The organism is Natronomonas sp. (assembly GCF_046710025.1).
Lineage (GTDB): Archaea > Halobacteriota > Halobacteria > Halobacteriales > Haloarculaceae > Natronomonas.
In genome coordinates this window covers 1-19,156 of the sequence record NZ_JBKEGK010000025.1, presented here as the reverse complement: position 1 = coordinate 19,156, position 19,156 = coordinate 1, and the positions used below count along the sequence as shown (strand labels likewise).

Below are 19,156 nucleotides of genomic sequence, written 5' to 3'. Positions count from 1 at the left end.
CCCTGTGGCCGGGAATCACCGCCCGGACGGCGAATCGGAATCGTCCTCGCCGAGTGTGTCGCGGTACTCGGCCACCGCGTCGACAAACAGGATCGACGCGTACAGGAGACAGCCGGCCAGCAGGAGCCCAAACACGAGCAGATTCGTATCCGCGCGGACGGCTTCGAGCCCCGTCGCGACGACCCCGCCCAGAGCGAGCGGAGCGCCGCCCGCTGTCAGTGACCGCACGGCGGGTAGACCTCGATGTCGGGCCATCCTTCGACTCCCGCGGTGAGGTGCATTCGATCGGTCACGTCCTCCATCGCGTCGAGAACGCCGTCGAGAACCACCGCGAGCTGGCGGTAGGCGACCGCGTCCCCGTCGTGCTCACCGGCGAACGCCGCCTCAAGCACTCGAGTACGAACAGTGTCCGCCTCGCCCTCGATGGCCCGGATCGTGCTCACGCCGTCCGTGATCGAGACGCCGTCGTCGGGACGACACAATGCCCGGACGAACGCCTTGACGACGCGCTCAAGTTCGTCCATCGCCGAGACGGCGAGTGTCGCCATTTCCGCCAGTCCTTCGAGACACTCATCGCGCCGACGTGGTGCGATGGCGACAAGTTCTCCGGCGAACTGTTCGGCGGCGTCCGCGATCGTGTCGAGGTGGCCGTACAGCTCCAGCGTTCGGTCGGTGTAACGGCGATCCCACGCCGGGCCGGCCGCCGCGTCGGTGTCGTCCGCGCTCGAAAGGAGCTGTCCGAGTTCCAGTTTGATCGCGTCGCACTCGCTCTCGTGGCCCCGTATTTCGGCGAGAGTCGTCCGATACTCCCGTCCCGCCCCGTATTCCTCGACGAGCGTTGGGAGCGCCGCCACGCTGTCCGCGAGGCGGTCGAGGTACTGCTCGGTCCCGGACTCGAAACGCCGTTCGAACGCGACGGCCTCGGGGTGGTGAGCGTCCATGTTGGATCCTACGTGAACCGCCGCAAGAGCGTTGCTATGATGATAACGTAGCGTCCGATACGGTCATAGCCGCGAACGTATCGGTATATATCCCCAGTGGACGGGGCTCCGTGTGTGGCTTCGATAGGCCGAAATACCCCGCCGTTCGCCGCGCCGCTGTGTGTGCCGTCGGATACAGGTCACCCCGACAGACGCCCTCGCTACACCTCGGATCGACTCTGTACCCTCGCCGTCGGATATTGACATGCTCCTCCGCGTGGCTTGATTTCCTGTTGTCGGATTCATCACGCGGCTAGCCGCAGATATACTTGATGAACACGTATAACGCCCTGTCGCTTCGGATCGCCGCCCTCGGGCAGGGCGGGTCGCTCATGCCCGACAGCGGGACATCTCGCGTTCGACCTGCCGCTTTCGCGCCGCGATCACATCGAGCAACTCCGCGACGAGCGACATCACCGGGTAGTCGACCCCGAGTCCCTGATAAAAGTACACCGTCACGTCGGGGACGTCGGCGGGGATCCGCTGAATGCGTCGCTGGTCGAAGATCGCATCCTGCCGTCGTGTCGAAAGCGCCTCACAGTTGTCCTTCATCACTTGCAGGCGCGCCCGGTGAGCGTCGAGGGTGCCGAACCGCAGTCCCTCGAACTCGACCGTGGCGAGTTCGCCGCACTCCGCCGCGAGATTCTCGAGTTCGGATTTCGCCTCAACGACTGACTTCCGTTCGCGGTCGACGACGTCGATGAGCGAGTCCCGGGCGGATCTGGAGGTTTCGACCGCCGACAGCAGCGTTTGCTTGCACTGGTTGTTGAACACGGTGCCGTCGGTGAGTGCCGAGGCAATGTCGGGCGAGAACTCCTCGGCGAGGCTCTCGACGTAGGTGTCGTCGTACTCCTCGACGTAGTGCGGCACGCTCATGAGCGTCGATTCGTAGGCCTCGCGCACCCGCTGGAGTCCCGTTGTGCCCCCCGAATCGGCTGTGATCCCGACAGGCTGTCGCTTCTGCGGGCTGTGTCTCTCGGTCGGAAGCGATCGAACGCGGTCGGCGAACGCCTCGAGGGCTTCGAGTTCGTCCGTGATTCGCCGTCGCTCGCGCCGGAGTTCCGAGACCGCGTCGGCCAGCCGGTCGTCGATGTCGGATCGCGAGAGTGACGCGTCCATACTGATTGGAGGGACGAACTTGTTTATAAACGGTGGTAATTGGAATATCTACGTGAAAAACGCGCTATATAGTTATACATAGATAAACAGTCACAACGGGGACGGTAGTGATCAATCTACAGTACTCATAGCATCCTCTTTATATCTATCTCGGAAATCAGCAGATGATGGCACCAAGCCACTTTGACGGACTGACGCGACGCAACGCGATCAAGGCAATCGGCGGCGGCGCAGGCGCGCTCGCCCTCGCCGGCTGCACCGAGACGGAGGGGAACGGCAACGGAAACGGTGGTTCCGGTAACGGCGACGGCGATATGTCGGGCGGCAACGGCGGCGGTTCGGAGTCGCTCTCCGGCGAAATCAGTATTGCTGGCTCCAGTACGGTGTTCCCGCTAATGTCCGCCATCGCCGAGGAGTACTCGTCCGAGAACCCCGACGTTAGCGTCGACATCAGTTCGACCGGGTCTGGCGGCGGCTTCTCAAACTTCTTCTGTGTCGGCGAGACGGACTTCAACAACGCAAGCCGACCGATCAAAGAAGAGGAGCAGAACCTCTGCTCGGAAAACGATGTCGAGTACATCGAGTTGATCGCCGCGACCGACGCGCTGACCGTTGTCATCAACAACGACAACGACTTCGCGACGGAGATGACCGTCGACGAACTCGCACAGATCTGGCAGGAAGATCCCGTACAAACGTGGGACGAGGTTCGAGACGAGTGGCCCAACGAGGAGATCGAACGGTACGGCGCCGCCGACACCTCCGGTACCTTCGATTACTTCGTCGAGAACGTCCAAGGTGCCGAGGCCGGCCATACGGACGACTATCAGGCGACGGAACAGGACAACACGATTGCCCAGGGTGTTGAGGGCAACGAGTACGCCATTGGCTACTTCGGCTTCGCCTACTGGTTCCAAAATCAGGATCAGATCACGCCGGTCGCGATCGACAACGGCAACGGCCCCGTCGAACCGAGCCTCGACACCGCGGCCTCCGGCGAGTATCAGCCGCTATCGAGACCGCTGTTCACCTACCCGTCGATGTCCTCGCTTGCTGAGGACCACGTCGCCGATTTTGCCCGCTACTTCGTCTCTCAAACCGACAACGAGCAGATCGTCGCCGAGGAGGTCGGCTACGTGCCGGCGACACAGGACGTCAAAGAGGAGCAGATGCAGAAGCTTGAAGACGCGATCGAAGAAGCACAATAGTACCAGACGATGCTCCGGCGTCCCCTCAGTACACAGACTCAACGACGGCTTCCGACCGCGCGTGAGACACCACACCATGCGGTGTGCCAGAACGGAGGTGCCGTCCGGTGAGTAGCGGTACGGAGGCGCCGGACCTCCAGCGATCGAGCGGAATCGAGCGGATCAGAGAAACCGGGTACGGTGGAGTGTTCGTAGCCTGTGCTGCCGTCACACTGTTGACAACGATCGCTATCTTCGCGACGCTGCTTTCGGACGCGTTCGCGTTCTTTATGCAAGTGCCCGCCTCGGAGTTCCTGTTTTCGACTGAATGGAGCCCGAATCCGTTGGGAGGCGGCCAGACGTTCGGTATTATTCCACTTATTATCGGCACTCTTACCGTGACTATCACGGCCGCGTTCATCGCGATCCCTGTCGGAACGCTCACGGCGATCTACCTCAGCGAGTACGCGACATCGCGGCTCCGATCGATCCTCAAACCGATGCTGGAGGTGCTGGCCGGAATCCCAACGGTGGTGTACGGCTACTTCGCGTTGGTGTACGTAACACCGGCACTGAAGGCGACGCTGTTCCCAGAGATGAGCACGTTCAACGCGCTCTCGGCGTCGCTCATGGTCGGTATCATGACGATTCCGATGGTATCCTCGATCAGCGAGGACGCGATGAGTGCCGTTCCGGATTCCCTTCGGCAAGCGGGGTACGGGCTCGGTGCGACGAAATACGAGGTTTCGACCGGCATCGTCGTGCCAGCGTCGCTGTCGGGGATCGCCTCCTCGTATATCCTGGCGATTTCGCGAGCCATCGGCGAAACGATGATCGTCGTCGTTGCCATGGGCGCACAGGCGAACATGCCCGACGTGAAGCAGGCTATCTTCGGCATCCCGTATATCCACCCTGGGGACGTTCTCTTCGACCCGGGGATGACGATCACCGTCTCGATGGTACAGATTGCCGGCAGCGACCTCACCGGCGGAACCGTCCCCTACGATGCGATGTTCGCCTTGGGATTGACCCTGTTCATCGTCACGCTAATCATGAACGTTTTGAGTGACCTCATCGCCGAACGTTACCGGGAGGAGTACTGAATGGCAGTCGAACAAGACACCACCGAGCCGGCGTTCGGGCAGGTCAGCCGCGTCAAGGGCACCGTGTTCAAGTACCTCTCCTTCGGCGCGTCAGTCGTCGGCATCCTCGCGTTAGCCGCGCTTCTGGTGTACGTCTTTATCGACGCGTTCGACCTTCCCAACGCCAGCCCCGAGTGGCTTCTCACGTATTTTCTGACGCTCGTCGTCCCGTTCGTTGGGTTCTGTCTGTACAGTGCTGGTGATCGGACGGTTACCAAGCAAACGACGCTCGGCATGACCGTGGGGCTCGTGTTGGTGGCCGTCGTCTTTGAGTCGATTGAACTCTTCGTTCGGCCGATTCCGCGCCTCACGTGGCCCCTCGCGTACCTGTTCCTCGTTGCGGTTCCGGTGACTGGATACGTTCTCTACATTGGTGGGCAGAAGCCGATTGGAGGAACCGGATTCGGCCTGCTCGGCCGCAGCGTCGGTGGGGCCGCCCTCGGTATCGCCGCCGCCATACTGTTCATCGTGTTTGACATGCGGCTGTGGTTTCTCGTGTACACCCTTGGGTTCGTTCCGGCCGCTCTCGCGCGCATCTACGGTAACCGCCGCGGCGTTGACCTGGCGGCCAAAATTGCGGTTCCAATCGGCATTGCCGGTGTCATCGCGGCCGCGTTCCTCCGGAACGTAATCCGGACGTATCCGACGCCGGAGCTCATCTTTCTGTGGACGTTCGGCGTCCCGATTGCGGCTGTCGCCGCCGCCGTCATCCGGTCGCGCGACGCGAACACGGGAACGATAGCAGCGGTCGGCGGTGTTTCGCTCGCCGCCGCCGGCCTCGGAACAACCCTCGGCTCATCGTCGCTTCCCGACGGGTCAGTCGTGTTGGTGCTTGCGGCCGCGGTCGCGCCCACCGCGACGTATCTCCACCGCGTCGGGCGGTCCGGGGAGGGAATGGCCGGATTGGCGCTACCGATACTTCTTGGCGGGGGCGCACTTGCGGGCGCTGCGATCGTAGGCGCGTTCGGGTTCGCTGCACCGGACCCGTGGATCGATCCGGGCTTCGTCACGGAGGCTCCCTCGCGAAACGCCGTCGATGCCGGATTGTACCCCGCAATCGTCGGATCCGTGATTATTATCGCAATCGTCGCGCTGTTGTCGTTCATTCTCGGGGTCGGAGCCGCAGTTTTCCTCGAAGAGTACACGAGCGGAACTGGAGTTGTTGGTACGATAACCAGAATTATTCAAATCAATATCGCAAACCTGGCTGCCGTCCCGTCGGTCGTCTACGGACTGCTCGGACTTGGCCTGTTCGCCAACCTGCTTGGATTCGGATACGGGACAGCTGTGACGGCCTCGCTGACGCTGTCGCTTCTCATCTTGCCTATCACTGTCATCTCTGCTCAAGAGGCGATTCGGTCGGTCCCGAACGACCTCCGACAAGCCTCATACGGAATGGGTGCGACGCGCTGGCAGACGACAAAAAACGTTGTACTACCCGAGGCTCTGCCCGGCATTCTGACCGGTACGATCCTCGCGTTGGGGCGGGCAATCGGTGAGACAGCACCGCTGATCATGATTGGGGCGGCGACAACTGTTTTCAGCGCGCCGAGTAACATCTGGAGTGGGTTCAGCGCGATGCCGATGCAGATCTTCGCGTGGTCCGACTTCCCGCAGTCCGAGTTTCGGTACGGCGTTGTCGCGGCCGGCGTCGTGACGCTGCTTATTGTCTTACTCGGGATGAATGCCACCGCGATAATTTTCCGAAACAAGGCGGAACGAGGGTCCTAACATGTCACAGAACGAACTTAACGATGGAGAGGCACAGACCGACTCAAACGGCGACGACTCGACAGCTACGGACGGGGAGTCGTCGACTGATTCGGACAGCAGGCTCATCACGACTGACGTCCGGACGGGTGAATCGACCGGACACGGCGGCTCCTACGAAACGGTCGTCGAGACGCGTAACCTCAACGTGTACTATGGGGACGAACGGGCGATCAACGACGTCTCGATGGAAATCCCGGAGAATCAGGTAACCGCGCTGATCGGCCCGTCCGGGTGCGGTAAATCGACGTTCCTCCGGTGTGTCAACCGGATGAACGATCTCATCGACGTCGCTCGCGTCGAGGGCACCATCACGCTACGCGGGACGAACATCTACGATGAGCGCGTCGATCCAGTCGCCCTCCGCCGGAAAGTCGGCATGGTGTTTCAAAAACCCAACCCGTTCCCGAAAAGCATCCGCGACAACGTCGCCTACGGGCTCGAAGTCCAGGGGCGAGACGCCACGGATGAGCGGATCGAGGAGTCGTTGCGCGCGGCGGCGCTGTGGGACGAAGTCAACGGCCAACTCGATGAGTCCGGGCTTGCGCTGTCCGGCGGCCAACAACAGCGCCTCTGCATCGCTCGGGCGATCGCCCCCGATCCCGAAATCGTCCTCATGGACGAGCCGACCTCGGCGCTCGATCCGGTCGCGGCCTCGAAGATCGAGGACCTCATCGACGAATTGGTCGAGGACTACACGGTGATTATCGTCACCCACAACATGCAGCAGGCCGCCCGGATCTCCGATAAGACCGCCGTCTTCCTCACCGGCGGCGAACTCGTCGAGTTCGACGACACGAGCAAGATCTTCGAGAACCCCGACGACGACCGCGTCGAGGACTACATCACCGGCAAGTTCGGGTGATTATGGCACGAGTCGAGTACGAAGACCAACTGGACGACCTCCGCGAGAACGTTGTGGCGATGGGCGGAACCGTCGTTAGCCGCTACGACGCGGCCCTGACGGCCCTGGAGACGAGGAACGAGTCGCTCGCCGAGGAGGTCATTGAGGAGGATGGAGAGATCAACCAGCGGTACCTCGACCTCGAAAGCGACTGTATCGACCTGTTCGCACTTCAACAACCCGTCGCGAGCGATCTCCGGTTTGTCGCCTCCTCGTTCAAGATCATCACCGATCTCGAGCGCATCGGCGACCTAGCGGTCAACCTCGCCGAGTACACGATCGCGGCCGAGCGCGAGCGCTACCCCGAGATCAACCTCATTCACATTGGTACTGAGACCGGAGCGATGGTGTCCGAGGCGATCGACGCCTACGAGGCCGGGAGCTCCGAGCACGCGACCGCAGTCGCCGCCCGCGACGACGAGATCGACGACCTCTGCTCGGCGGCGAGCGACGCCATCGTCGAGGATCTGATACGCACCGACTACGGCGACGAGGCCGAGGACGTCATGGACGACGTTTCCAGGCTCCTGTTGACTGTCCGCGACCTCGAACGCGTCGGCGATCACGCGGTGAACATCTGCGCCCGAACAGTGTACATGGTCGACAGCGACGCGAGGCTGATCTACTAACGATGACACAAACGACTGACCACACGAGCGGCCCGATAGAGCGTAAAGTGCAGGTCACCGGGGGGTCGACGTACACCGTCTCGATCCCAAAAGACTGGGCGAACGCTCGCGACATCGGCTCCGGGTCGCCGGTACACCTGTATCCGTTCGACGACCGCCTCGTCGTCGCCAAGCCCGACAATGGATTCGTTCGGCGCGCTCAAATCAACGTCGAGGCGGCCGGAACTGAGTCCCTAGCCGAACAGATCGAGGCGGCATACGCCGCCGGCGCCGACGAGATCATCATCGAATCGGACACGGGGTTCGACTCGTCGGAGCGCCGGATCGCGAGCGGCGCGATCACGAGCCTCGTCGGGGTCGAAATCGCGACCGAAACACCCGAGCGGATCGCCGCCCAGAGCCTGCTCGACCCCTCGGAGGTCTCTCTCGAAGGGACCATCGATCAGCTTCGCGGAATCTCGTTGTCGATGCACGAGAACGCGATGCGGGCGCTGACCGGAGCCGACAACGACAGCGAGGAACTCGCCCGCCACGTCGTCTCGCGGGACAACGATGTCGACCGGCTGTTCGCGCTCGTCAGCCGCCAGTTCTACCGGGCGCTGACCGACGTTCGCGAGATCAACAAGCTCGGGATTGACCGCCGGATCGCGCTCACACGGTTTCGGACGGCCAGACAGCTCGAGCGGGTTGCCGACCACGCCGAACTCATCGCCGACGTGGCCATCCGGCGCGAGGCTCCGCCGGACCCGGAGCTTGGCGATCGGTTCGAGAAAATCGCGACCGACGCCAGACGCGTCGTTCGGACGGCGCTCGACGGCAACACCGGTGAGGCGCTGTTGCGCCGTGACGACGTGGTCGACCGACTCGACGACCTCGACCGGGAGCTCTACACGGCCGATCGGGAGGGAACGTACCTCGACGGGCGCGTTCTCGAGAGCGTCCGACGGACGGCCGAGTACGGTGGCAACGTTGCGGAGATCGTCGCGCTCGCAGGTATCGCGAACCATCCATGACCACGGACACGGCTGGCGATCAAGAGGAATCGTGCGATGACGGCACACAACCAGCGTACACGCTCGGATTCGTCTGCGTTCAAAACGCCGGGCGGAGTCAGATGGCGACGGCGTTCGCGGAGCGGGAGCGAGCGAACCGCGGCCTCGACGACGACGTCGGGATCACGACCGGCGGCACGCGTCCGGCCGAATCGATCCACGATATCGTCATCGAGATCATGCACGAGGTCGATGCGGACGACGAAGCAGGAATCGACCTCTCGGATCGGAGCCCGAGAGAGATAGCAATCGATGAACTAGAGAAGTGTGACATCGTCGCGACGATGGGCTGTTCGACCCTCGAACTCGACGCGGACACCGTGGATGTCCGCGACTGGGCGCTCGAGGACCCCGACGGTGCCGATCCCGAGAGGGCTAGGCGCATCCGGGACACGGTCGAGGAGCGCGTCGAGGCGCTGTTTGACGAGGTCGAGGCCGATCTCACAACGTCGGCGTAGGTCCGTCCTGTGGCTCAGATCGCCAGCGTCGCTCGGAGCATATCCCGCGTTCCGGGGCCGAGTCCGACCGCAAGGATGGCGATCAAAAGCAAATAGGCGTACCGGGAACTGTCCTCGAATATTTCGTCGTTGAACACCCAGACGACGAACACCGCGGCCGCGATTTTGATGCCCAGGAACGGCCAGGCGGTGCCGATCGCCTCCGAGAGCCACGCCGGTTGGAGCCGCTCCGTGATCCGGACCGTCGCCTCGTTAACGACGTGTTTCGACCCGTACGTCACGCCGATCCCCAGCGCGTTGGCCCAATCGAGGCTTACTACGTTTGCGATGCCGTCGACCGTGTGTCCCCACACGATCAGCGCGCCGACGTACCCCGTTCCCTCATTTATAAACGGTGCGTACCGCTGGCTCGCCCACCAAAACAGCGCGGCGACGAGCGTCGCGCCGCTGAGCGTGATGGCCGCGACCGTCGGGAAGAAGCCGACGAGTTCCGAGGTCGCGGAGATATAAAAGAGTCCCCCGACGGTCCCAGACACGGCGAGTGCGCCGGTCCCGGCGAGGTACGGCTCGTATGTTTCAACGAGCCCCTGCCGGAACAGGAGGAACCAGAAGACGAGCGCGCCGAGCGTGAACGCGAACATCACGAAGTAGATGAACGGGCTGATAATGAGCGCGACCGTCGGATACGGGATCAGGGTGTTGGCGCCAGCACGGAGGAACGTGACGTTCACGTCCTCGACGACCCGGAGCGCGCCGCCGAGCAACATAAACGGAAACAGCGCGACGTAGAGCCGCGGGGTCATCCGGACGTCCAGCTGACGGAGCAACAACAACACGCCGATGAGCATGAACACAAGGACGATCGCGTAGCTGACAGTCGAAACAGTCGTGTATCCCGGCATCGCGACGACGCCCTCGGCGTTCGAACAAGCGAGTTGATCGAAGAGCCGCTCGGTCGTTCCGCCGGATCGGACCGCACAGGTTGCGCCGTGGGCGTCGGCGTCGACCGGCCCCCAAAAGTACCGCCACAGGAACCCATCGTACACCCGCCGCGGGAACGCGACCGCACCGCCGGCGAGGAGCGCGATACCGCTGACACACGTCGCGAGCCACGCCTGGATGGGGTCGATGCCGTCGGGTAGTTGCATACGGATATCCCCGGCCGAGCGCGGTTTCAGGGTTCCGGTCGATGGCGGTCCTTCGGCACTACCGGGATGGGGTTTCGGGCGCCCGGGCGGCCTCAAGCACCGCGTCGTGTGCGGCCCCGTTCGAGGCGACCAGCCCGCGGCTGTCGTGTCGCCACGGCTCACCGTGAATGTTCGTAACTGTCCCGCCCGCGGCCTCGACGAGCCCGGCGCCGACGACCGTATCCCAAGGGCTCGTCTCGACGTTGGTCACGACGGCATCCACGGCGCCGGCCGCACACAGCGCCAATTCGAGTTGCGCCGAACCGAACCGGCGCATGTCCCCGAACCGCTCGACGATCCCCCGGCAGGCATCGGCGTACTCCCCGCGCCGGTCGGGGCTCCACCACATTGTCGGCACGACGACGAACGTCTCGGGATCGGTACGGTCGCTGACAGTGACGGCCTCGCCGTTCCGGATCGCCCCGCCGGATTCGAGCACGAACGCGTCCCCGAGCGCCGGCGCGACCGTCGCCCCCGCGACCGCTTCGCCGTCCACCGTGGCCGCAACGCTCGTCGCCCACGTTCGGATCCCACGGACGTAGTTTGCCGTCCCGTCGATCGGGTCGACGACCCACGCCGGTCCTTCCCCCGGGACCGACGTTGGAGTCGCGTCCTCCTCGCCGACGATCGGCTCTCCGGGAAATGACTCACCTATCGCGTCGGCGACCCGCCGCTGTGCGTCTCGGTCAGCCTGCGTCACGACGTCGGTTTTGCCCGCCTTCGTCTCGACCGTGAGTTCGCCCTGAAACGACTCGGCCGCGACCGCTGCCCCGGCCTCGGCTGCCCGGCGCGCGCAGTCGGCTCGCGTGGTCATATCGACGCTGGGGCCGTGAACGGCAAAGCGCCACCGATTTGTCGGCTCCGGCCATGACTTCGGCCATGCACACGCTCGCGAAACGAATCCACAACATCACGCCGCGAAACGTCCGCCTCACGTTCGAGAACGGGTCGACGGTCGTCCTCGAGATGCACTCGGCGGAGTTCTTTCAGGAGGCCTTCCAGGCCGAGGGCACCAACTCTGACGGCACGGCGTACCGCCTCGTCACTGACGGTGATGACGACCCCCTCGTAGCCGGCAAGGAGACGGGCGATGGGTGGGCGACTGCCGGCACCGTTGATGAGGTCGAACCGGCCGACGACTGACCGACTGACCAGCCGACTACCCATTGGATGGAGTCCTACTCAGTTCACGACACGGCGGATGTCATCGACCGAACCGACGCTTTCGTTCCTGAAAGTCGCGAACTGCGCGCAAGAAGTCTCGTCGTCTGAAGTCCCGCCAGTTGACGTCGGTGAAGTACAACTCGGAATACACCGACTGCCAGATAAGAAAGTCCGAAAGCCGCTCGGCCCCGGTTTTGATGACCAAATCGGGCGGCGACTGGAAGACGAGTCGGCGTTCGATTTCGCTCTCATCGATCTCGTCGGGGTCGAGTCGCCCCTCGGCAGCGTCCTCTGCGATCCGCTGAACGGCGGAGGCGAACTCCTGCCGACCGCCGAGGCCGATGCTCACCTGCACCGGGGCGTCCGCGACTACCTCGGCGCCCGGCTCGCGGATCGCGATCGGCTGAGGGCTCTCGATATCCGACAGCGCCGTCCGGAGCGTCGGGATCACGGCCTCGTCGAGGACGCTCACATAAATCAACACCTCCTCGGTGCCGATCTCGAACGCCCACCGTAGGAACGACGAGAGCGTGTCGTAGGCGCCCCGCTCCAGCAGGTCGCGCTCGGTGGTCACCAAGGCGACTCGCCCGGGAACGTCCTCGTTGCTCAGCCGGATCCGGGCGGCGAGATAGCGGTCGTACAGGCCCACGGCCCCACCTTCGTCGCCGCCGCCCTGAACGTGTCGGTCCGTTCTTCGGGAAGGTTAAGTGATCAACGGGGATACCCTGGGGCGTGACCGGGGATATCGCTCGCGCCGTTGGCTACCTCCTCGTCGGGAGCCTGGCGCTCGTCGCTCCGGTACTCGAAGGGCGCGTCGGCGGCACGCTCGCCGCGATCGGCACCGTCGCGCCGTTCGCCCTCCTCGCGACGATCGCGCTCGCCTCAACTCGGGGACCGGTGTTCGAGTTCTTTGCCCGCCGCGGCGACCGCGAGGAGGAGCGCCTCTACAGCCTCGCGTCGTTCGCGCTCGCCGTCTGCGCGCTTGCGGTACTTTTTGCCGCGCTCGACCTCCCGCTCGCCGCGTTCGTCGCGTCGGTGTTCGTCCTGACCGCCGGCAACCTCGGCCAGCGGCTTGCGGTGGCCCGCGTCCCGTCCCCTGTCGTCGGCGCCGCCGCCTTCTGTGCGCTCGGGACAGCTGTCGGCGTCGCGGCGGTGATCGTCGCCGGGGCGCTCGGCGGCACCGTCCCCGATCCCGGAACCGTCGTGTTCGTCACCGCGAGCGGCGCCATCATCGGCGCGCTCGTCAGAGCGACCCTGTCACCGTCCGACGACACGTCCGTGCTGTTGTCGACCGCGCTCGTCGTCTGGTTTCTGCTCGGGTTAGCCCCCGTTTCGGGACCAACTCCAGTTGCGCTCGGCATCGCCGCTACGATTGCGCTGGGCTACGCCGCTTACGCGCTCGGCACCGCCTCAACGACCGGGACGCTCAGCGGCGTGTTGCTCTCTCTTTGGGCGATTGTTCTCGGCGGGTACGGCTGGTTTGCCCTACTTATCACGTTCTTCGGCCTCGGCGGGTTGGCGTCGAAGTACCGATACGACGAGAAACTCGAACGTGGGATCGCCGAGGAGAACGAGGGGGCTCGGGACGGCAGTAACGTGCTGGCGAACTCCGCGGCCGCACTTGTCGCTGTCGTGGCTTACGCCGCCTCCGGAAGCCTCGGCGTCGATCCGCTCGTCTTTCAGTTCGTCTTCGGGGGCGCCGTCGCGGCCGCGTTGGCCGACACGTTCTCCAGCGAGTTTGGCGGCCTCTTCGACTCCCCGCGGCTGATTACGACGCTCGACCCCGTTCCCGCCGGAACCGACGGCGCCGTCACGTGGCAGGGTGCATTCGCCGGGTTGCTCGGCTCCGGCCTCATCGCCGGGTTAGCGTTCAGCTTCTTCGCCTTCGGTCCCATCGCGGCGCTCGTCATTCTCGGAACGGGGTTCCTGGGGATGGTCGTCGACAGCGTTCTCGGGGCGACGTTGGAGGGCGGGCGGGTCGGCAACCAAGGCGTCAACCTGCTTGCGACGCTCTCGGCCGGGAGCGTCGCCGGGGGCGTCGCCGTCGTCTCGTTCGTATGATCCGGACGATGACGCCAGCGGATCGGCCAGCAGTCCGGCGTCTGCAGGGCCAACTCACCCGCGCCGACCCGGACCTCGTCGAGGCCGCCGTCGCGGGGCCGTTTCTCGGCCGGGTCGCCGTCGATAACGGTCGGGTCGTCGGGTACGCGATCGCACTCCCCGCGCGCTCTGTAACCCTCTCGGAACTCATCGTTGCACCGCACGCGCGACAAAAGGGGCACGGCCGGGCGCTCGTCGAATCGGTCACCTCTGCCGACGCTGACCAAATCGTTGTCACAACGCCGGTCGAAAACGAGTCGGCCAGGCGGTTCTACGATGCACTCGGGTTCGAGGCCGACGCCAAAGTACACGGGTTCTACGACGACGGGGCCGACGCCCTACGCCTCGTTCGGCGTCAGTAACTGATCGACCGTACGTATCCGGACGCTCGTCGGCCGCTTGACGAACTCGCCAGTCGAGGCGGCAACCACGTGTTCGACGCCGCGCTGTGCGGCGACATCAAGGAGCCGCTGGTCCAACTCGGCGTCGACGACGACCGCGGCCGGGACAGTCTCTGCGTCGACAAGCAACTCGAACGCTTCCTCGGCGTCGGCGGACGACAGCACGCCGTACTCCGCATCGAGGAGGCGAACGCGACCTGAGCCCTCGCCGACGACGGCCCGAGTATGACCATGGAGCGTGTCTGGTCGCGATGGTATCCCTTCGTTGTCGGTCCCTTCGTCCGTGTCTTCTCGATCGGCTGTTTCGGCGTTGTCGGCCGTCTCAGCGTTTTTCGACGCCTCAGAGGCCTCCGACGCTTCAGCCTCGTCAGCTGTGTTTCCGTCTGACCTCTCCTCTGTGACTCTCGCAGACGACGCTCCGGCCGCGGTAACGTCCGTAGCCTCGACTTCGGCGGCCTCACCGTTCCCGGCCGAGGAAGGGCGTCCGCTATCAGATGGGCTACCCGTCAATTCGTCGGCGTCCGCCTCCGCAGTCGCGGACTCGGGGGTGTCGCCGGCCTGCTCTGTGGCCACGTCGCCACCTGACTCCGAATCCACGTTAGCCGATGCGGTGGCTTCGGTCCGTCGGTCGACTTCCGCAGCCGTCTCGTTCTCCGTGGCTTCTTCAACGTTCTTGGCTTCCTCGAAGCGCTCGTAGGGGATCTTCTCGCGGAGCGCGGCCATCACCTCGTGGCGGGCGAGGTCCTCGACCGAGCGGCCTTCGGGTGCCCGGGCGACGTAGTCGATGTCGCCGACCTGGGCCAACTCCTTTCGGATGAGTTCGCCGCCGCGGTCGCCATCGAGAAAGGCGGTAACGGTCCGGGACTCGGTCAGGTCGGCGATCTGCTCGGGGACGTTCGTTCCTTCGACGGCGACGGCGTTTTTGATGCCGCACTGCAACAGCGTGAGCACGTCCGAGCGTCCCTCGACGACGACGATCGCATCGGAGTCGGCGACGCGGGGGCCCGCGGGGAACCCCTCGTACTCGGTGATATCCTCGACCCTGACGGCCTCCCGGACTTCCTTGACGAGGTCGCTGCTCGAGCGCATCGACTCGTCGAAGGCGCTTCCGAGCAGCGTCTTCGCGCGCTCGACAACCTCGCGGCGCTTGGCTGCCCGGACGTCCTCTATCTTTCTGACCTCGATCGTCGACCGACAGGGACCGACCCGGTCGATCGTCTCCAAGGCCGCCCCGAGGATGGCCGTCTCGACTCGATCGAGGCTCGTTGCGATGGTGATCCGGCCGAAGGACTGGCCGTTCTGTGAGTCGATCTCGACGTCGATCCGTCCGACCTTCGAGGAATCCTGTAGCTCACGGAGGTCGAGTTCGTCGCCGAGGAGGCCCTCGGTCTGGCCGAAGACCGCTCCGACGACGTCGGAGCGCTCAACGATCCCCTCCGCCGTGATGTCTGCGTGTACGAGATATTTGGCTGTGTCTTGCATTGATGAACTGCCCGTCGCCGGGCGATGGTGATAGTGATTGATCCATGAGTGGCCCCATGGTTGTTTTAAATACGGCCACTCGAACGTATAAATGATGCGGCACGAACCCGCGGTGCCGGCGGCTCTCTCGGCATCCTATTTCGTGGCGCCCACCGCCGCTACCCGTTCTCGGCCGTTGGGAGTAGACGCACGGAGTAGGCTTTTACCGGTTGCGGCCACAAAGGGTCGGTATATGGGTATCCTCTCGCGCGCATCGTACGTCATCCGATCGAAAGTGAACGCGGTCCTGAATCGAGCGGAAGACCCCCACGAAACGCTCGATTACTCCTACGAGCAGCTCCAAGATGAACTCCAAGACGTCAAGAAGGGAATCGCGGACCTAACTACACAGAAAAAGCGCCTCGAGATTCAAAAACGCCGTCTCGAGGAGAACGTCGAAAAGCACAACGAGCAGGCCAGGCAGGCTGTCGAGCAGGACCGCGACGACCTCGCACGTCGGGCGCTCGAAAAAAAGAAACAGAAGATGAACCAGATCGAGGACCTCGAGACCCAGATCGCGGACCTCCAGAACACCCAAGACGGGCTCGTCGAAAAGAAGGACGAACTCCAGCGCCGAATCCAAGAGTTCCGAACCGAGAAGGAGACAATGAAGGCCCGCCACGAGGCCGCCGAGGCGAGCGCCCGCGTCAGCGAGGCCATGACAGGGGCCGGAGACGAAATGGAGAACGTCTCGCGCTCAATCGAGCGCGCCCGCGACGAGACCGAAGATATGGAGGCCCGCGCCGCCGCGATGGACGAACTCGAGAACAGCGGTGCCTTCGAGAGCGCACTCTCCGACGAGAGCGATCTTGAACGGGAACTCGATGAACTGCGGCAGGGCGGGGAGGTTGAGGCCGAACTGGAGACGCTGAAGTCGGAGACCGGGACGGGCGGCGAGGGCGATGTCGACGTCGAACTCGACGAGGAGTCCAACACCGTCGACGCCGATCCGGATGTCGAGGCCGAACTCGACGACATCAAACGCGACGACGAGTAACGCCCGCCGCGGACTCGGTACGCATCTCGGGGACGAGCCGCTGCTCTCGAAACGACCGATTATCGAATCATCGGCCCCGTTCGGAGCCACCGTACTTAAACGAATACATATATCGGCCCGTGTTCTGCCAGTTCACCCCCATTTGTCCATTTTCGTGATAATGACTAACTTACGACACCCTATGGTTCCCGTTGATGGCAAGTTCAGAAGATAATCCCCCAGAGCACCACAACGCCGAGACACTCTCCATCGACGCTGGCGGAACGTTGACCGACACGTTCCTCATGGACGCGAACGGAAAGTTCACCGTCGGAAAAGCAAAAACCACACCCGATGATGAATCACAGGGATTTATAAAATCGTCCCGAGACGCCCTCGATTCATGGGACCTAGACGTGGACGATGCGTTCCCGAATCTCGTTTCGACCGTGTATTCGGGGACCGCGATGCTCAATCGGCTGGTTGAGCGGGAAAGCGAAGTCGACGTTGGTATTCTCACTACCGGGGGAATGGAAGATACGCTCCGGATGGGTCGTGGTCGGCAGTCCTACACCGGCTTTTCGTACTCCGATCGACTGCACGTTAACACGCACAAGCATCCTGAGCCACTGATCCCCCGGAATCGTATTCGGGGGGTTCGAGAACGGATCGACGTCAAGGGGAACGAGCTGATACCTCTCGAGGAGTACGAGGACGACATTCGAGAGGGCGTTAACGACCTTCTCGACCAAGGCGTCGACGAGATCGCGGTAATGTTTCTCCACTCCTATCAGGAAGACAAGCACGAACAGCGGACCAAAGAGGTTGCCGAGGAGGTCATTGCGGAACGGGATGCGGACACGACGGTGATGCTGTCCAGCGAGTATTACCCCACCCTGAAGGAACTCCCGCGGTTGAACACCCTCGTTGCGGAAGCGTTCGCAGCGGAGCCGTCACGGCAACAGCTAACGAGAGTCCAGCAGTCCGTCGACGACCATGGCGGTGAAGTCGGCGTCCGGGTCATGGCGAGCCACGGCGGGACGATCGATATCTACGCAAACGAGCTGGCGCGAACGCTGATCTCCGGCCCGATCGGCGGGATGATCGGGGCGAACTACTTCGGAAAGGAACTCGGCTACGAAAACCTCGTCTGTACCGATATCGGCGGGACGAGTTTCGACATGGGGATCATTATCGACAACGATTGGAAGATCGATTACAGCCCGGAGATGGCTCGGCTCCTCCTGTCGCTGCCTATGGTCAATATGGACAGCGTCGGATCGGGGACCGGTAGTTACGTCCGGGTGAACCCGACGTTCGACAAGATCGAACTCGGCCCGGAGAGCGCGGGCGACCAGGTTGGTGTCTGTGCAACCGAAACCGATGTCGAAACGGTGACAGTAACCGACTGCCACGTCGCGCTGGGCTGGATCGATCCGGAGAACTTCTTGGGAGGCGACATGCCCATCAGCCGTGAAGTCGCCGAAGAAGCCATCAAAGAACAGGTCGCCGACAAGCTAGACATGGGTGTCTACGAGGCTGCCGAAGGGGTTATCAAGATCCTCGAGAACAAGCTTCAGAACGATCTCGAGGCCGTCGTGACCGGAGAGGGATACGCCCCGTCGAACTTCAAGTGTCTCTCCTACGGCGGGGGCGGACCGGTTCACACCGCTGGATACACAAAAAAGCTCGGCTTCGATGAGGTTCTCATTCCGGAGTGGGCGGCCGGATTCTCCGCGTTCGGTTGCGGTGCGGCCGACTACGAATACCGGTACGATCAGACGACGAGCATCGATATCGACGCCGACCTGTCGATGGAAGATGCGGCCGAAACTGCTGGAGAGGAACTCACGCAGGTCTGGAAGAATCTCGAGGAGAAGGTCGAAAACGAGTTCGCCAAGAGTGACATCGGGCTGGACGAGGTCAACTTCCAGTACAACATCCTCGGGCAGTATCAGGGACAGCTCAACAGTATCGACATCCGGTCCCCCGTGGATCGAGTCAATACACCGGAGAAACTGGAGGAGCTAATCGACACGTTCGAAGAGGGCTACCGCCGACAGTACTCCGAAGAAGCGCGTTCCCCGGAGCTCGGACACACGATCACACAAGCGTCAGTCCGCGGCGTTCGTGACGTTGTCAAGCCAGAAATACCGACAGAAGAAGTGCAGGGCTCGGAACCGCCCGAGGACGCCCACAAGGGGTCCCGAGAGGCCTACTGGGACGGCGTGTGGATACAGACGGACGTTTACGATCTTCACGCACTCAACCCCGGAAACGAGCTCAGCGGTCCCGCAGTTCTCGAGGGCGAGGCAACGACGTACATCGTTCCGCCGGACTACGAGACATCGCTCGACAAGCACCGGGTCCATCACCTCACACGGGAGGACTAGCGAGCGTCCGCTCCCTTTCGTGTAGACATGCATCTACCCCACTATGGGTATCACAGACGCTGTGATTCACCCGGGCGTGAGGTGGGTGCACTGCACCAGCCCACATCTGGCTGTAGATAGATGACAACGCCACACAAGGAAATATGAGCTCAGAACAACATCCACCGGACGCG

The 19,156-nt window shown here is 63.2% G+C and carries 19 protein-coding genes; 12 read left to right on the top strand and 7 right to left on the bottom strand.

From position 1 onward, the window contains the following. Positions 1–15 precede the first annotated feature (15 nt). The 3 genes from ACI944_RS03280 to ACI944_RS03270 form a co-directional block, all read right to left on the bottom strand. The gene (locus tag ACI944_RS03280) at positions 16–228 is read right to left on the bottom strand and encodes a hypothetical protein (protein ID WP_411717647.1); all 213 of its coding nucleotides are present in this window, start codon (positions 226–228) and stop codon (positions 16–18) included. Beyond that, entirely contained in the window at positions 216–941 is a 726-nt protein-coding gene (locus tag ACI944_RS03275; RefSeq protein ID WP_411717646.1) for a DUF47 domain-containing protein, read from the bottom strand. Before ACI944_RS03275 ends, ACI944_RS03280 begins: the two co-directional genes overlap by 13 nt. 369 nt (positions 942–1,310) lie before the next feature. Continuing rightward, positions 1,311–2,099 carry a hypothetical protein gene (locus ACI944_RS03270; protein ID WP_411717645.1) on the bottom strand — a complete coding sequence of 263 codons (789 nt, stop codon included), beginning with the start codon at positions 2,097–2,099 and terminating at the stop codon, positions 1,311–1,313. A gap of 167 nt (positions 2,100–2,266) precedes the next feature. On the opposite strand from ACI944_RS03270, the gene ACI944_RS03265 reads away from it, so the two are divergent. From ACI944_RS03265 to ACI944_RS03235, 7 genes are all read left to right on the top strand, one after another. Then, the gene (locus ACI944_RS03265; protein WP_411717648.1) at positions 2,267–3,307 is read left to right on the top strand and encodes a PstS family phosphate ABC transporter substrate-binding protein; all 1,041 of its coding nucleotides are present in this window, start codon (positions 2,267–2,269) and stop codon (positions 3,305–3,307) included. Between the two features lie 107 nt (positions 3,308–3,414). Next, positions 3,415–4,389 (top strand): phosphate ABC transporter permease subunit PstC, encoded by a 975-nt coding sequence (pstC, locus tag ACI944_RS03260; RefSeq protein ID WP_411717644.1) that lies wholly within the window; start codon positions 3,415–3,417, stop codon positions 4,387–4,389. Next, positions 4,390–6,159: a phosphate ABC transporter permease PstA gene (gene pstA / locus ACI944_RS03255; protein WP_411717643.1), complete on the top strand. Its 1,770-nt coding sequence runs from the start codon at positions 4,390–4,392 to the stop codon at positions 6,157–6,159. Between the two features lies 1 nt (position 6,160). Continuing rightward, positions 6,161–7,063 (top strand): phosphate ABC transporter ATP-binding protein PstB, encoded by a 903-nt coding sequence (pstB, locus tag ACI944_RS03250; protein ID WP_411717642.1) that lies wholly within the window; start codon positions 6,161–6,163, stop codon positions 7,061–7,063. A 2-nt stretch (positions 7,064–7,065) separates the two neighbouring features. Beyond that, entirely contained in the window at positions 7,066–7,731 is a 666-nt protein-coding gene (gene phoU, locus ACI944_RS03245) for a phosphate signaling complex protein PhoU (RefSeq protein WP_411717641.1), read from the top strand. Positions 7,732–7,733: 2 nt separating this feature from the next. Beyond that, positions 7,734–8,744 (top strand): PhoU domain-containing protein, encoded by a 1,011-nt coding sequence (locus tag ACI944_RS03240; protein ID WP_411717640.1) that lies wholly within the window; start codon positions 7,734–7,736, stop codon positions 8,742–8,744. Then, the gene (locus ACI944_RS03235) at positions 8,741–9,241 is read left to right on the top strand and encodes a low molecular weight phosphatase family protein (RefSeq protein ID WP_411717639.1); all 501 of its coding nucleotides are present in this window, start codon (positions 8,741–8,743) and stop codon (positions 9,239–9,241) included. Before ACI944_RS03240 ends, ACI944_RS03235 begins: the two co-directional genes overlap by 4 nt. A 14-nt stretch (positions 9,242–9,255) precedes the next feature. Here ACI944_RS03235 and ACI944_RS03230 read toward each other — a convergent pair whose 3' ends face one another. Beyond that, positions 9,256–10,389, bottom strand: coding sequence for a DUF63 family protein (locus ACI944_RS03230; RefSeq protein WP_411717638.1), 1,134 nt, complete (start codon positions 10,387–10,389; stop codon positions 9,256–9,258). 58 nt (positions 10,390–10,447) lie between these two features. Beyond that, positions 10,448–11,242 (bottom strand): inositol monophosphatase family protein, encoded by a 795-nt coding sequence (locus ACI944_RS03225; RefSeq protein ID WP_411717637.1) that lies wholly within the window; start codon positions 11,240–11,242, stop codon positions 10,448–10,450. A gap of 65 nt (positions 11,243–11,307) precedes the next feature. On the opposite strand from ACI944_RS03225, the gene ACI944_RS03220 reads away from it, so the two are divergent. Continuing rightward, positions 11,308–11,571: a hypothetical protein gene (locus tag ACI944_RS03220; protein WP_411717636.1), complete on the top strand. Its 264-nt coding sequence runs from the start codon at positions 11,308–11,310 to the stop codon at positions 11,569–11,571. Between the two features lie 61 nt (positions 11,572–11,632). Here ACI944_RS03220 and ACI944_RS03215 read toward each other — a convergent pair whose 3' ends face one another. Further along, on the bottom strand, positions 11,633–12,241 hold the full coding sequence (locus ACI944_RS03215; RefSeq protein WP_411717635.1) for an undecaprenyl diphosphate synthase family protein: 609 nt from the start codon (positions 12,239–12,241) through the stop codon (positions 11,633–11,635). Positions 12,242–12,324: 83 nt separating this feature from the next. Here ACI944_RS03215 and ACI944_RS03210 point away from each other — a divergent pair, with 83 nt between their 5' ends. Both ACI944_RS03210 and ACI944_RS03205 read left to right on the top strand, forming a co-directional pair. Beyond that, positions 12,325–13,653: a DUF92 domain-containing protein gene (locus ACI944_RS03210; protein ID WP_411717634.1), complete on the top strand. Its 1,329-nt coding sequence runs from the start codon at positions 12,325–12,327 to the stop codon at positions 13,651–13,653. Further along, the gene (locus ACI944_RS03205) at positions 13,650–14,054 is read left to right on the top strand and encodes an N-acetyltransferase family protein (RefSeq protein ID WP_411717633.1); all 405 of its coding nucleotides are present in this window, start codon (positions 13,650–13,652) and stop codon (positions 14,052–14,054) included. The genes ACI944_RS03210 and ACI944_RS03205 overlap by 4 nt, the downstream gene beginning before the upstream one ends. On the opposite strand, the gene dnaG is transcribed toward ACI944_RS03205, so the two are convergent. Next, positions 14,031–15,575 carry a DNA primase DnaG gene (gene dnaG, locus ACI944_RS03200; protein WP_411717632.1) on the bottom strand — a complete coding sequence of 515 codons (1,545 nt, stop codon included), beginning with the start codon at positions 15,573–15,575 and terminating at the stop codon, positions 14,031–14,033. The genes ACI944_RS03205 and dnaG overlap by 24 nt on opposite strands. Positions 15,576–15,807: 232 nt before the next feature. Between dnaG and ACI944_RS03195 the strand changes: the two genes are divergently transcribed. Both ACI944_RS03195 and ACI944_RS03190 read left to right on the top strand, forming a co-directional pair. After that, on the top strand, positions 15,808–16,611 hold the full coding sequence (locus ACI944_RS03195) for a PspA/IM30 family protein (protein ID WP_411717631.1): 804 nt from the start codon (positions 15,808–15,810) through the stop codon (positions 16,609–16,611). Positions 16,612–16,805: 194 nt separating this feature from the next. Next, complete coding sequence (locus ACI944_RS03190) at positions 16,806–18,983, top strand: hydantoinase/oxoprolinase family protein (protein WP_411717630.1); 2,178 nt, start codon at positions 16,806–16,808, stop codon at positions 18,981–18,983. The last annotated feature ends 173 nt before the right edge of the window (positions 18,984–19,156 follow it).

What these genes read in the sequence shown, in the direction of transcription:
- ACI944_RS03275 (WP_411717646.1), bottom strand. Translation starts at nt 941, where the DNA reads ATGGACGCTCACCACCCCGAGGCCGTCGCGTTCGAACGGCGTTTCGAG.
- ACI944_RS03270 (WP_411717645.1), bottom strand. Translation starts at nt 2,099, where the DNA reads ATGGACGCGTCACTCTCGCGATCCGACATCGACGACCGGCTGGCCGAC.
- ACI944_RS03265 (WP_411717648.1), top strand. Translation starts at nt 2,267, where the DNA reads ATGGCACCAAGCCACTTTGACGGACTGACGCGACGCAACGCGATCAAG.
- pstA (WP_411717643.1), top strand. Translation starts at nt 4,390, where the DNA reads ATGGCAGTCGAACAAGACACCACCGAGCCGGCGTTCGGGCAGGTCAGC.
- pstB (WP_411717642.1), top strand. Translation starts at nt 6,161, where the DNA reads ATGTCACAGAACGAACTTAACGATGGAGAGGCACAGACCGACTCAAAC.
- phoU (WP_411717641.1), top strand. Translation starts at nt 7,066, where the DNA reads ATGGCACGAGTCGAGTACGAAGACCAACTGGACGACCTCCGCGAGAAC.
- ACI944_RS03240 (WP_411717640.1), top strand. Translation starts at nt 7,734, where the DNA reads ATGACACAAACGACTGACCACACGAGCGGCCCGATAGAGCGTAAAGTG.
- ACI944_RS03235 (WP_411717639.1), top strand. Translation starts at nt 8,741, where the DNA reads ATGACCACGGACACGGCTGGCGATCAAGAGGAATCGTGCGATGACGGC.
- ACI944_RS03230 (WP_411717638.1), bottom strand. Translation starts at nt 10,389, where the DNA reads ATGCAACTACCCGACGGCATCGACCCCATCCAGGCGTGGCTCGCGACG.
- ACI944_RS03225 (WP_411717637.1), bottom strand. Translation starts at nt 11,242, where the DNA reads ATGACCACGCGAGCCGACTGCGCGCGCCGGGCAGCCGAGGCCGGGGCA.
- ACI944_RS03220 (WP_411717636.1), top strand. Translation starts at nt 11,308, where the DNA reads ATGCACACGCTCGCGAAACGAATCCACAACATCACGCCGCGAAACGTC.
- ACI944_RS03205 (WP_411717633.1), top strand. Translation starts at nt 13,650, where the DNA reads ATGATCCGGACGATGACGCCAGCGGATCGGCCAGCAGTCCGGCGTCTG.
- dnaG (WP_411717632.1), bottom strand. Translation starts at nt 15,575, where the DNA reads ATGCAAGACACAGCCAAATATCTCGTACACGCAGACATCACGGCGGAG.
- ACI944_RS03195 (WP_411717631.1), top strand. Translation starts at nt 15,808, where the DNA reads ATGGGTATCCTCTCGCGCGCATCGTACGTCATCCGATCGAAAGTGAAC.
- ACI944_RS03190 (WP_411717630.1), top strand. Translation starts at nt 16,806, where the DNA reads ATGGCAAGTTCAGAAGATAATCCCCCAGAGCACCACAACGCCGAGACA.